The sequence below is a fragment of the Lactobacillus corticis genome, assembly GCF_018327645.1.
Classification (GTDB): Bacteria; Bacillota; Bacilli; order Lactobacillales; family Lactobacillaceae; genus Lactobacillus; species Lactobacillus corticis.
Genome location: NZ_BMAY01000011.1, coordinates 37,737 through 51,189 on the forward strand (window position 1 = coordinate 37,737; position 13,453 = coordinate 51,189).

Below are 13,453 nucleotides of genomic sequence, written 5' to 3' on the forward strand. Positions count from 1 at the left end.
AAAAACATATATGAATGCTCGATAAGATACTAATCATACATTAATATAAAAGATCGGGTGTTAACCCAAAGGAAACGTTATTTTACCTGCTAAAATTTGTAAAGATAAAATTAGATCACAAGTGTTATTAAAGCCTTTTTGCAATTCCTATGCTAGTTTGTTGTCGAAACTTATCTCATATTTTTATATTTATACGTCGAAAATTATTTTATTTGCAAAAATAAACTCCATCCCCTTAACTGCGAATTAAAGAGAATGGAGTTCTTTTATGCTCGTTTCTTATTATAATGCTGCATCCCACCAGCAAAACCTAAAACCACTAGTCCCAATACTGCTAAGGACACCACATCCTCACCAGTTTGCGGCAACTCATTGGCCTTGCTGATCGCATTGGTGAAAATTGCGCCGGTCTCACCCTGACCGCCAATTGGCTCAACCTGTCCTGTTACCGTCGTCTTTTGATTAATGACAGCTGAACTCGAACTAGTGCTGGCTCTACTTGAACTTGCCTTCTGGCTAGAGCTGGTAGAGCTAGTCGAACTGGCTGCACTAGTATTAGTTGAACTAGCCATCGAGCTAGCCTTTGCTGCGACGGTTTTCTCAGTCTGGCTGCTGGTGGTTGCCTTGGTTGCCTTCTTAGCATTGCTCTTAGCAGTCGTCTCAGCTTTTTGATCATACAGTTTCAATTCACTTGGGGCCTTTTGATGAATAGCATAAACTTTTTGCCAACTTGCATCGTTTAAGCTATAGACATCAACTTGTTCATCGGCCGTTTTCGTCAGCAGACTTTCATAGACTGCGTTCATTTTGCTGGTAAAGTCGGCATGATCCACGCTATAGCCCAGCACTTGCCAAACAGCTGCCTGGGTAACCTTAGCAAATTCCGCTTCGGTCAAGCCCTCTGGCAAGGGCGCCGTACCATAGCCATGGGTCAAAACTCCCGCCAACTTGCTATTAGTAATGGTAGTTAAACTATAGCCGCTAACGCCGGTTGTGCTAGCTTTTAATTTTGCCGGATCGCCGCCAAAAGCAGTCTGGTCATTGACCTTAAAGCAATAACTGCTTACGTCGCTAGCATCCAGAACTAATTTGCTAACCGAAAAACCGCTGGTCTGAGAAGCAGCTAGTTTCCAAGCATCCCCCACTTGCTCATAGACGCGGCCATTCACGACCTTAAAAGTAATCGCAGCAGCTTTTTGGTAGCCAGTTGGCGCAGCGGTTTCACTCAGGGTATAGGTGCCATCTGCTAATGCCAGCCCATACGGCGTCTGGCCACTAGTCCAAGCAGCAACATTTGTGCCATCTGCAGACTTGATCACCAACTTAGCTCCACTTAAAGCGGTGGTCGTCCCCGTAACCAGTTTAGCTATCGAAAGGTTGGTTTTGCTGCTGGCAAAAATTGGGACACCCGTAGTGACCAACAATGTAACCAAAATCGTAAATGCAGCAATTATTTTCGACAGCTTCTTCATGTTAATTCATATACCCTTTACTTTCTTTAACAAACCATAAGTTTTACCTATTTAGTATACACAGTTATGGCTTTGAAGCTGTGATATATTTATGACTTTTTTGTTAATTTTGCAAATAATAAGAAAAGCCACTGGCATGTTGCCAGTAGCCTTCAGTAAAGGGTTATAAAATTAACAAAAACAACAAACAGAAATGATTGCTCATTCCTGGTCTTAACCAAGCTGGGTGCAGCAGGCACAACCAGCTAAAAGCCAGTCACAGTGTAACTCCACCCTTGACTCCAAATCGCCAGCACAATCCACACTTTATGCCACAGCGCTGGCGAGAGCGGCGTTAATTAGCTAACCCTTTATATTGTTTTACTAATGAAGACTGTTCGCAATCCCTTGGCTTCCCCTGGGTTCATCTAGTCACGACAGCCTTCGATTATTATTATCTACTTATTGGTAAGCGAATACAAACTTTTACACTTTGTAATCTCAAAATAAACCGGGCAAACAAAAAGCGGATCAATCAAACTGATTAATCCGCTCAATCAAGGCACGCCGAAGCATGTGGATAGTGTCTGTTCACATCAGTCTTGTCCAACAGCAACTCTTCCCGAGTTTCGCCAGTTAAGGCGGCTGTCCTCTATCTCAAAAATCACGCATCTCGCGTACTTTATCGACTCGTCAGTGGGTATTATACTTGTTTTTCTTGTTTCTGTAAAATCGCCAGATCCGGAAATAAAATTCCGTCAGCATGGTTGAAAGTAAAAACCCGACCCCAATTGCTCCGGTAATAATGGCCGTTTTTACCAGATATTCCATCGCCAAGTTGGTATTGCCGCCCATCATGGCTCTCATTGCTTGATAGGCCGGCACTCCTGGCACTAGCGGCACCAGGGCGGGGATATTAAAGACCGTCACTGGGCATTTTTTCATGCGGGAAAAAGCCAAACTGCAAATGCCAATCGCCAAAGCCCCCAATGTATTAGGAATAGCCCGACCTAAGCCAGCGTGAAAAGTTAGCCAATAAATCATCCAGCCAATCACGCCGTTGATTCCTGCTAAATTCAAAGCGCGCCGAGGAACATTAATTGTCAGGGCAAAGCCAACTGAAGCCAAATAGGAAAAAATAATATTAATTAAAACTTGCAGCCACAGCACCATGGTCCTAACCTCCAAAGAATCTGATCACAATAGCTACGCCGGCACCAAGCGAAACAGCCGTTAGCGCCGCTTCCACCCCGCGAACTACGCCTGACACCAGGTCTCCCATAAAAAGATCACGTAAAGCGTTAGTCAAAGCTAGACCGGGAACCAGGGTCATCAAGGCACCAATTAAAATGTAATCGATCGTCAATTGCGGGAATAGCCAATTTAAGCCAATCGCAACCAGTCCCATGACGGCTGAAGCAATCAGTTCTGATAGGAAGCGAATTTTGGTCCACCGCTTAAATGAACCAAAAACCAAATAGCCAATTGCCCCAACCACCGCAGCTGCGGGGAAATCAATCCAATCATATTTCCCGGTAAATAAAACCATCAAGGTGGGACTTAGAATCGCAGCCCCCAAAACTTGCAGCCAAATCGGAAAAGTAGGCGTTGCAATGGCCACTCGGTTTATCTTATTTTCCAATTGATCCAGGGTTATTTCCTGCCGGGCAAATTCCCGCGACAATTCATTCACGCGGTCAACCAGCTCTAAATTAATATTGCGGTCGCGCACTTGGATCAGCTGCATCATATCGCCGCCCGCCAAACTCATAAAGACTCCGGTAGGCGTTGCAAACACCCGCGGATTAGTCATGCCGGCGTTCAGGGCAATCCGCTTCATCGTATCTTCAACCCGGTACATTTCGCTGCCGCCTTCAATCATTAGCCGGCCGGCAGTCAAGCACACGTCCAATACTTGTTGATAAACAACCTTGTTCTCTTTTGTCGTTACCATGTTAGTTCATTTTTTCAATATCAATTGTCTTGTCGACCCAGTCGCCACGGAAAAAGTCCCGTTCGTGGGAAACAATAATGACCCCGCCTGGGAAGTTGACAATGGCCTTGCGCAAGGCATCTTTGGTGTCATTATCCAGGTGGTTGGTTGGCTCATCCAAAAACAATAAGTTGGCCGGTTCAAACTGCATCTTGGCAAGCTTGACTTTTTCCTGTTCGCCCCCAGAAAGTTCTTTTAAGGGACTCATCGCCTGCTGGGCCGTCAAGCCCATGCGAGCCAGCGCCTGCCGCAATTCTTTGGGTTTTTTCCGGTCAAATTCTTCCTGCAGGTATTGCAGGGGCGTCATATTGTTGTTGGGCCAGGTCAAATCCTGTTTGAAGTAGGCTAATTTGGCCGTTACCGATAGGTCATAGCCGCCATAAATCGGCTTTAATTGCCCCAGCAAGGTCTTTAACAGGGTCGTTTTCCCGATCCCGTTAAAGCCAGTAATCGCCACTTTTTCATTGCCGCCAACCGAAAAGTTAAAGGCACTTTTAACCAAGGCATGGTCATAGCCGATAACCAGATCCTGCGTCTGCAATAACAGATTGGAGGCTGTTGCGGCATATGGAAATTCAAAATTAGCCTTCTTATTATTCTTTGGCGGCGTCAACACATCCATTCGAGCCAGCTGCTTCTCCCGCGATTTTGCCGACTTGGCCCGCGTACCAGCCTTATTCTTGCGGATGTAAGCCTCGGTTTTGGCAATTTTGCGCTGCTGGTTGGCATAGGCCTTGAGGTAGGTCTCACGGTTAGCCGCTTTTTGCCGCATCGCCTGTTTCAAAGTTCCCGTATAGCGGGTAATCGTGCCAAAATCAATATCAATAATGCAATTGGTAATCCGCCCTAGAAAGTCATAGTCATGACTGACAACAATGAAGGCGCCGGTAAAGTTATTTAGATAATCAACCAACCAGTCAATATGCGAGACATCCAAGTAGTTGGTCGGTTCGTCCAAGACCAGCACGTCAGGCTGCTGGAGGAGCAATTTAGCCAAAATGATCTTAGACCGCTGCCCACCAGAAAGCTTGGCAACGTCATGGTCATAGCCTAGATCGGCCAGGCCCAAGCCAGAAGCAACTCGTTCAATTTCAGTATCAAGATCATAGAAATTGTTTTCTTCCAATTGGGTTTGCAGCTTGCCGGCTTTTTCCAAAAGACTGTCATCGCCGCTTTCGCCATATTGTTCATACAGCTGATTAAGCGTTTTTTCCTTGGCATACAGTTCATCAAAGGCCGTCCGTAAAAAGCCACGGATGGTCACCCCCGGAGTCAGCTTGGCATATTGGTCCAAATACCCTACGCTAATGCGATTCTGCCATTTTACGCTGCCGTCATCAGGCAGAATCTCGCCGGTTAAAATCTTGATCAGCGTGGACTTGCCGACCCCATTTTGACCGGTAACGCCCATATGATCTTCTTTATTTAAAACAAAATTTGCATCTTCGTACAAAGTCTTATCGATAAAACTCTGACTTAGATGACTAACTGTCAATAAGCTCACTGCTGCCCCGCCCTTTCACTACTTACACAATAAAACTACACTAAAAACCGCCAAGAAAAAAGACCCAACTTAAAAATTAAGTCAGATCGTTAAAACTAGTAATTTTCAGCATGATCCCGCTCACGCTCGTATTTTTGCAATGCCGCTAACACCTTGGGCCAATAACGTTTAGGCAAAATCAACTGCAACTGGTCATGATAAATAGGAAAGTCACTGGGTTTCATGCCGGTAATTCGGGCCAGTTCCTGGTCACTAAGCTGATATTTCTTGGCAATCCGCTTGATTTCAACTGAAGCATGCCCGCGGAAAAATGAAATCACGAAAAAGACCAGGGCAAAAACTCCTGAAACCAAGATGGCCATGGAAAGATTCATTTTAAAAGAACGTTCACAGATGAAGAAAACGGCAATAAAACCGATCAGAGCAGAAATAATGCCGTAGATTACGGGAAAAAGACTAGGCTTTTGCATAATTTGGGTCCTTTGCTAATTATTTGGCAGATATTGAACTTAACTTAACGCCCAGAGGCAAATTAGTCAACTTTTAACCCCAAAATTCTTCTATCAATGCATGCGGTTTGGTACTCAATATACTACTATATGCCACAAAGGTAATATAGCCAACAAAGTTTGACAGTCTCGGATAGAAATAGTATCGGTCTCTTTGTTTCCAATTATTTTGCAATTTAGAATACTTATAAGTTGCAATGAAACTTTCACGCTCCTAAAATTTTAGCTAAGGAGGATTTTGCCATGCTATTCGAATTGCATCACGTTGCCTATCGCACCCATGACACTAAAGTGCTGCAAGATATCAGCTTCAACATCGAAGCCGGCAGCACCCTGACGCTCACTGGCCCGTCCGGCAGCGGTAAAAGTACCATCTTGCGGCTGTTAGCCAACTTAATCAGTCCCAGCGAAGGCGAGATTCTTTATCAAGGCCAAAAGACCACCAGTTATCAGCCTGACCAATACCGCCAACGCGTGTCTTATTGCTTTCAGCAGCCGACTTTATTTGGCGAAACCGTTAAGGATAATCTAGCCTTCCCCTTCGCGATCCGCAAACAGGCCTTTGACGAAGCAAAGTGTCTTGCGCGCCTAAAAGAAGTCGATTTAAGCAGTAATTTTTTAGGCAAAAAAATCACGCAGCTTTCCGGCGGGGAAAAACAGCGAGTCGCCTTAATTCGCAACGTGCTGTTCGAGCCAGAAGTGCTGTTGCTGGACGAAGTTACTACCGGCTTAGATGACTTCAGCAAGCAGCAAGTGCACCAATTGATTAAAAATGAACAAGAACGTGGCGTCACGATTGTGCAGATCACCCACGACCAAAGCGAATTAGCTGAGGCCAAGCTGCAGCTGCACGTGGAAAATGGGAGGATTAGCCAATGAAAAATCTCGCTGTTAATAATTGGTCGCTCTTGCTAGCCTTTGCCCTGGTTCTGGTATCACTGGTTATTTCCTGGAAGGAAAAACTAGGCTTAACCAAAGATACCCTATATTCAGTTGCCCGGGCCATAATTCAATTAGTTATTGTCGGCTACTTGCTCAAAGCCATTTTCAAAGTCGACAACCTCTTTTTAACCATTGCGATGACCCTGGTGATTATCTTCAACGCTGCTTGGAATGCCTATCAGCGTGACCCCAACCCTCACCGCAAATTCTGGCAGGCCTTCGTTGCCCAATTTATCGGTACTTACTTAACTTTAAGCACTTTACTGGTCACCGGTGCCATTAAAATGGTTCCTTCCCAGGTCATCACTATTACTGGAATGATTGCGGGGAACGAAATGGTTGCCATTGGCCTAGCCTTCAAGGCAATGCACGATGCTTTTCACGACCAGCGCCAGCAAGTCTTGGAAAAATTAGCCTTGGGAGCATCCCCGAAACTAGCCAGCATGGAAATTATCAGAAGAAGTCTGAAAACTGCCATGCAGCCGACCATCGATTCGGCTAAGACCGTCGGGATGGTCAGCCTGCCGGGGATGATGTCAGGTTTGATCTTTGCCGGGGTTGATCCCGTATATGCAATTAAATACCAGATCATGGTAACTTTTATGCTGCTAGCCGCCACGGGAATCGGCTCAGTCATTATGGTTCACCTAGCTTATCTCAATTACTACAATGATCAGATGCAATTAATCTTAGAATAAAAAAGCTGTTTTGCTAAAGTTAGCAAAACAGTTTTTTGATGTAAGCGATATTTTAGCCATTAACGGGCTGTTTACAAGTATTTTAGCGGTATAATTAGTTGTTTTAGTATATATAGGAGGACAAAATTAATGATTGAAGATACCAAACGCAAGCCGATCAGTTGGCCGGTTATTGCCTTAATGGACTTCGTGACGGTTATTGGTTTTGATGATATTATCTATAACTTCCAAAACCAAGGGTTGCAAGTTGTCGGCGACTGGGTCTTGCTGTTGATTTTATTTGTTATTCCCTACGAACTGATTGTTGGCCACCTCGGTTCCACTTTTCCCGAAGAAGGCGGCGGTTTGTCCAGCTGGATTCGGCACACTAGCGGCGACAAGATGGGATATATTGCTGCCTGGTCCTATTGGGTAGTTTCCCTGCCATACTTGGTCGATGTTGCCAATTCAACCGTTGTTGCCTTAGGCTGGCTGGTTAACGGCAACAACTCAATGGAAGATAAAATGTCCAACCAGATGTTTGCCTTGCTGACGGCGGTCATCTTTGTCCTATTTATTTTCTTCCAACACCACTTCTCCAATTCCCTGCAGATTTTATCAATCTTGGGCGGCGGAGCGATGTTTATTGTTACCATTTTGTACGTGATCATGACGGTTGCTTACCTAGGCAAGGGCGGTCAGGTGCACACGCATCCCTTCAACTTTACCAGCTTCATTCCTAAATTCGATATGAAGTTCTTGATGTCCTTGGGCTTATTGATTTTTGCCATGAACGGCTCAGAATTCGTTGCTCCTTACGTTAACGAAATGAAGAACGGCAAGCGCGACTTCCCTAAGGCCATGTACATGCTGGCCATCATGACCGGATTTTTGACCATCTTTGGCTCCTTTGCCTTGGGCGTGTTCTTCAATGCTCACAACTTGCCGCATGACTTGAAGATGAACGGTTCCTACTATGCCTTCCAGGCGATGGGCAAAGAATTTGGCATGGGCAAGTTCTTCTTGTATGTCTTTATCATTACCCAGGCATTGTACATGCTAGCGCAATTAGCAGTCCTAGTGGATGGCGGTGCGCGGATTTTCTTAAGCGATACGGCTAAGAAGTACCTGCCCAAGCAATTAACCAAAACTGACCGAAATGGCCTGCCGATCAACGGCTACTGGCTAACAACCTTTATTTGTACGGTTATTTTGCTGTTAAGTGCCACCCTGCCAACCATGAATGACATCTTTAACCAGTTATTGAACCTCAACGGCATTATTTCGCCATATGTGACTAGTCTTTTATTCTGGGCCTTTATCAAAGTCCGGGAAAATGAAGAAAAGTTTCCATCAGACTATGTCTACATTAAGAACCGCAAATTTGCGATCTTTGTCGGCTGGTGGTGCTTCATCCTGACAATTGTGGCCGCTACCTTTGGCATCCTGCCAATTGACGCCAAGTTCGGTTCAGCAACCTGGTGGCACATGCTGATTCTAAACATTGTTGAGCCGCTGTTCTTGATCGGATTGGGAATTATCCTGCCAATGATCGCTAAGCGCCAGCAAGCTAAAGAAGCAGCCAAAAATTAAACCAAAATAAAAGAGCCTATCGGGCTCTTTTTTAGTTTAGCAAACTAGTGACATTGCCATAATCATCATAGATCTTGTAATTGGTAAAGGCATTAGCATCGCTGAAATCGACATTATTCTTACTCTCATTCAGGGAATTTTGGCGAGTTTCTTCGTTGCTCAAGCTAACCGTCGACAAACCCAGGTTCTTTCTAATCATGTTTGACTTCTTTTGCAATTCAGAAGTTGAGGCAACTTGAATTGACGCACCATCGATCCAGGCATCATGGCCTTGGATGTAGTTGCTCTTCAAGTTCTTGGCAGCTGCGCGGTAGTTCAAAGCCAATGACAGCATGTCGCCAAAGCTCATATTAGTAGTAACGTACTTCTGGAAAATCGTAACCAGCTTCCGGTAGTTAGCTAAAGTATTGACGTTTAGCGCCTTTTTTACCACGGCTTGAATAATTTGTCTTTGGCGCAGTTGCCGACCATAGTCTCCCCGCGGGTCTTCTTTACGCATCCGCGAATAAGCCACCGCATGGCGACCATTTAAATGCTGGTAGCCCTTCTTGAAGTCACACCAGTCGTAGGAGAAGCTGAACGGCACTTTCACCGTTACCCCGCCGACTGCATCAACTAATTCTTTTAGCGCCTTCATGTTAACTTCTACGTAATAATTAATCGGCACATCCAGTAAAGTTGACACCGTTTTAACGGAGGCCTTGCTGCCGCCAACTTCATAAGCCGAATTAATCCGGTACATAAAGTATTTGCCGCTGTCGCCCCGAATATCAGCCAGGGTATCACGCGGGATTGACGTCAAGGTAGATTTGCCGGTTTGCGGATTGGCGGTTGCTAAGATCAAGGTATCTGAGTTGCCTTGGTCATGTCGGCCTTCGATCCCCTGGTCAACCCCCAAGATGAGGACCGAGATCGGCTTTTTGGCCGCAATTTTAGCACTAGTGGCACTATTTTTGGTGCCCGAACCATCAACCGCACTATTGATACTGAAATACATATGGGAAGCATAGCCCAACCCGACTGCTAGTACGCAAGCAACTAATAAGCCAATAATGCGCAGCAATTTGTTGCCGCCGCGGGGAGTGCCAGTGTTGGTAAAGGCATTGTTGCGGTGCAATTGCAGCTTGCTGTGCTTGCGATAGCTTTCCCGTTTATTTGGATTTGGCGATTGATCCATTTTCCCTATTCCTCTCGATAATTACTTATTTTCTTTTTTACCACTTTTTTCGAAAAATCTGGAAATTTGCGGGCAAAATTAATAATTACTTATCCTTTGTATTTATTTTGCGCCTCCTTTATCATAGAAATTATCAGATAGAAACACTTAAGGAGGATTAACATGGCAATTCCCAAAAGAACCGATGTACCAACCGAATTAACCTGGGACCTTACCCGGGTCTTTAAGAATGACCAAGAGTGGGAAAAAGAGCTGAGTGCCGTCAAGGCCGAAACTGCTGGTCTTAGCCAGCTCAAGGGCACGCTTAGCCAAGATGCTGCCCACCTGCTTAGCGGGATCAAGCAATTGCTCAGCGTTCAAAGACGCCTAGAAAAGCTTTACGTCTATGCTACGATGTCCAGCGATGTTGACACTAGCAACACCCATTATTTAGCTTACGTGGGGCAGGCGCAGGCACTAGCTAACAGCTTTAGTGCTGAAACCAGTTTCGTCACCCCAGAGATTTTAAGTATTTCTGAAAAGCAGCTGGCAGCATTTTTCCAAGCTGAACCCGAGCTGAAAGACTATGACCAATGGTTAAAGCGGATTACTGACAAGCGCAGCCATACGCTTTCACCTGACCAGGAAAAACTGATTGCTTCAGCCCATGACGCCATGGGCGTATCCGAAAACACCTTCAACGTCTTGACCAACTCGGACATGGAATATGGCTATGTGCAAGACGAAAACGGCGACATGGTGCAATTGTCCGACGGACTCTACTCGCTTTTGATCCAGTCGCAAGACCGCAGCGTCCGCAAAAATGCGTTCGACGTTTTGTACGCTAGCTATGGGCAATTTGAAAACTCGCTGGCTTCAACTTTGTCCGGCGTAGTCAAAATGCACAACTTTGATGCCCAAGCCCACAAGTTTGCCAGTGCTCGGGATGCTGCCTTGTTTGAAAATGGCGTGCCGACGCAAGTCTACGACACGCTTTTCACCAGTGTTAACCAGCACCTCGACCTGCTCCACCGTTATGTCGCTCTGCGCAAGCGCATTTTAGGCCTCAAGGATCTAGCAATGTGGGACATGTATGTGCCCTTGACCGGCCAGCCCGCTTTGTCCTACACCTTTGACCAGGCCAAAGCTGAAGCCAAAAAGGCCTTAGCTCCTTTAGGCGAGGACTACTTAAAGCAGGTTGACTACATTTTCAACAACCGCGTAATCGACGTCGTTGAATCCCAAAACAAGGTTACCGGTGCTTACTCTGGCGGTTCATACGACACCGATCCGTACGAACTGCTTAACTGGGAGGACAACTTGGATTCGCTTTACACTCTGGTCCATGAAACCGGCCACTCTGTGCACAGCTACTACACGCGCCACACCCAGCCTTACCAATATGGCGAATACCCTATTTTTGTGGCGGAGATTGCCTCAACCACCAACGAAAACATCTTAACGGAATACTTCTTGGATCACGTAACCGATCCGAAGACCCGCGCCTTTCTGCTCAACCACTACTTAGACTCATTCAAGGGCACGCTTTACCGGCAAACGCAATTTGCGGAATTTGAGCAATGGATTCATGAAGAAGATGCCAAGGGTGAAGCATTAACGGCCGACAAGCTGGATGCCTACTATGGCGATTTGAACCAACGCTATTACGGCGACAGTGTTACTCCAGGCGGCGACATCGCCAAAGAATGGTCACGCATCCCGCACTTCTACTACAACTTCTACGTTTACCAATATGCTACTGGGTTTGCGGCAGCAACGGCTTTGGCAAACAAAGTCGTACATGGGACTGAAGCTGATCGGGATGCTTACTTAGGCTTTTTGAAGGCTGGTTCCAGTGATTATCCAACCGAAATCATGAAACGTGCAGGCGTTGATATGACCAAGCCGGATTACCTGGAAGATGCCTTTAAGACTTTTGAAAAGCGGCTCAACGAATTTGAAAGTCTAATCGGCAAATTTTAAACATCACCTAAAAAGACAACTTGCAGTGCAGGTTGCCTTTTTATTTTTTAGTAAAGTCAGCTTTCCTGCTGTGTTAATAACTTTTAACTAATATAATTTTTTCACAAAGTTTCTTGGATAAAGCTTGATGTTGTCCAAACAGCAAATGTTTTTTCACAAATTTCGCCTTTTTCCTTTCGCTTTGTAAGCGCTTAATCTATAATGTAGACAGTTAGTTTTTTTAGCGATAGATAAGCTCTATCCTATTAGGAGGAATTGTTATGACTTACTATTACAAGGGGTTCCCACAAAGCGAGCGGGATGAAAAGATTGACATGATCAACCTCGATGAGCTCGAACGCCGCGTGAAAGACATCATGCCGGAAGGAGCCTACTACTATATTGCCTCTGGGTCTGAAAACGAATGGACTTGGCGGAATAATACTAGTGCGTTCAACCACTACCAAATTATTCCGCGGGCTTTAACCGATATGGATCATCCTTCAACTGATACTGAATTTATGGGAATGAAGCTTAAGACGCCAGTGATGATTTCACCGATTGCCTGCCACGGGATTGCTCATAAAGATGCTGAAATTGCTACTCAAAAAGGGGCTGCGATGGCAGGTGCGCTCTTTGCTTCAAGTACTTATGCAAACAAGAGTGTTGAAGAAATTGCCGCTGCCGCACCAGAAGCACCACGCTTTTTGCAGCTATACCTGTCAAAGGACTGGAAGTTCAACGAAATGGTGCTCGATCTAGCTAAGAAGGCTGGCTACAAGGGGATCTTATTAACGGTTGATGCCCTGGTATCAGGCTACCGGGAAGCTAACCTGCGGACTAACTTCACTTATCCCGTGCCACTAGACTTCTTTACCCGCTACCTGGGTGGTAAAGGCGAAGGTCAATCAGTTGCCCAAATGTATGCCGCAAGTGCCCAAAAGATTGGCCCAGAAGATGTTAAGCGGATCAAGGAAATCTCCGGCCTGCCGGTCTTCGTCAAGGGCGTGATGAGTGGAGACGACGCCAAGCGGTCAATTGAAGCCGGTGCTGACGGAATTGTCGTTTCTAACCATGGTGGCCGGGAAATTGATGGGGCTCCTGCTACGATTGACGTTTTGCCAGAAGTTGCTCGGGCAGTTAACCACCAAGTTCCAATTATCTTAGATTCTGGCGTTCGTCGCGGCTCACATGTCTTTAAAGCTTTGGCAATGGGCGCAGACTTAGTCGGGATTGGCCGGCCTTACCTTTACGGTTTGGCTTTAGGCGGTCCTCAAGGTGTTGCTTCAGTAATTGAACAGCTTAACAAGGAATTGCTGATCGACATGCAATTAACCGGCTGCAAGACGATTGAAGATGTTAAGCATGCTGATATCCGCAACATTCACTATGATCGTGATGACTGGCCATCAAACACTGACCCGCGGATCAGAAAGGCCTATCCTGTAACTAAGGAAAACCAGATTAAACCATCAGAAGATGCCCACACCGGCGCTTCTGCCCACTAAAATATATGACCAACCCGTACAATAGCAAACAATTGTAAAAACTATCAATTTTAATTAAACGTAAATTGCAATAATAAATTGAACATTTATACTGCTTGATAGATATGATCTAATTCTTTCTCAAAGATTTCATCTGGAGTATGATATGCCAAGATCTT

At 45.5% G+C, this 13,453-nt stretch carries 11 protein-coding genes; 5 read left to right on the top strand and 6 right to left on the bottom strand.

Going from position 1 to position 13,453, the window contains the following annotated elements:
* Positions 1-266: 266 nt before the first annotated feature.
* The 5 genes from KI210_RS06955 to KI210_RS06975 all read right to left on the bottom strand — a co-directional run bounded on the left by KI210_RS06955 (position 267) and on the right by KI210_RS06975 (position 5,418).
* Positions 267-1,472: a SpaA isopeptide-forming pilin-related protein gene (locus KI210_RS06955; protein WP_212781170.1), complete on the bottom strand. Its 1,206-nt coding sequence runs from the start codon at positions 1,470-1,472 to the stop codon at positions 267-269.
* Positions 1,473-2,144: 672 nt separating this feature from the next.
* Positions 2,145-2,624, bottom strand: a complete 480-nt coding sequence (locus KI210_RS06960) for a threonine/serine exporter family protein (protein WP_212781171.1) — start codon at positions 2,622-2,624, stop codon at positions 2,145-2,147.
* Between the two features lie 4 nt (positions 2,625-2,628).
* Positions 2,629-3,405 carry a threonine/serine exporter family protein gene (locus KI210_RS06965; protein ID WP_212781172.1) on the bottom strand — a complete coding sequence of 259 codons (777 nt, stop codon included), beginning with the start codon at positions 3,403-3,405 and terminating at the stop codon, positions 2,629-2,631.
* 1 nt (position 3,406) lies between these two features.
* Positions 3,407-4,948 (bottom strand): ABC-F family ATP-binding cassette domain-containing protein, encoded by a 1,542-nt coding sequence (locus KI210_RS06970; RefSeq protein ID WP_212781173.1) that lies wholly within the window; start codon positions 4,946-4,948, stop codon positions 3,407-3,409.
* Positions 4,949-5,043: 95 nt separating this feature from the next.
* Positions 5,044-5,418, bottom strand: a complete 375-nt coding sequence (locus tag KI210_RS06975) for a 6TM ABC transporter family protein (RefSeq protein ID WP_212781174.1) — start codon at positions 5,416-5,418, stop codon at positions 5,044-5,046.
* Between the two features lie 282 nt (positions 5,419-5,700).
* Between KI210_RS06975 and KI210_RS06980 the strand changes: the two genes are divergently transcribed.
* The 3 genes from KI210_RS06980 to KI210_RS06990 all read left to right on the top strand — a co-directional run bounded on the left by KI210_RS06980 (position 5,701) and on the right by KI210_RS06990 (position 8,669).
* Positions 5,701-6,336 carry an ABC transporter ATP-binding protein gene (locus KI210_RS06980; protein ID WP_212781175.1) on the top strand — a complete coding sequence of 212 codons (636 nt, stop codon included), beginning with the start codon at positions 5,701-5,703 and terminating at the stop codon, positions 6,334-6,336.
* Entirely contained in the window at positions 6,333-7,097 is a 765-nt protein-coding gene (locus tag KI210_RS06985; RefSeq protein WP_212781176.1) for an ABC transporter permease, read from the top strand. The genes KI210_RS06980 and KI210_RS06985 overlap by 4 nt, the downstream gene beginning before the upstream one ends.
* A gap of 129 nt (positions 7,098-7,226) precedes the next feature.
* Positions 7,227-8,669: an APC family permease gene (locus tag KI210_RS06990; protein WP_212781177.1), complete on the top strand. Its 1,443-nt coding sequence runs from the start codon at positions 7,227-7,229 to the stop codon at positions 8,667-8,669.
* Between the two features lie 31 nt (positions 8,670-8,700).
* Here KI210_RS06990 and KI210_RS06995 read toward each other — a convergent pair whose 3' ends face one another.
* A complete protein-coding gene (locus KI210_RS06995) occupies positions 8,701-9,846 on the bottom strand; it encodes an LCP family glycopolymer transferase (RefSeq protein WP_212781178.1) in 1,146 nt (381 codons plus the stop codon).
* Between the two features lie 162 nt (positions 9,847-10,008).
* Here KI210_RS06995 and pepF point away from each other — a divergent pair, with 162 nt between their 5' ends.
* Complete coding sequence (pepF, locus tag KI210_RS07000) at positions 10,009-11,808, top strand: oligoendopeptidase F (RefSeq protein WP_212781179.1); 1,800 nt, start codon at positions 10,009-10,011, stop codon at positions 11,806-11,808.
* A 260-nt stretch (positions 11,809-12,068) separates the two neighbouring features.
* A complete protein-coding gene (locus tag KI210_RS07005; protein WP_212781180.1) occupies positions 12,069-13,295 on the top strand; it encodes a (S)-2-hydroxy-acid oxidase in 1,227 nt (408 codons plus the stop codon).
* Positions 13,296-13,453 lie beyond the last annotated feature (158 nt).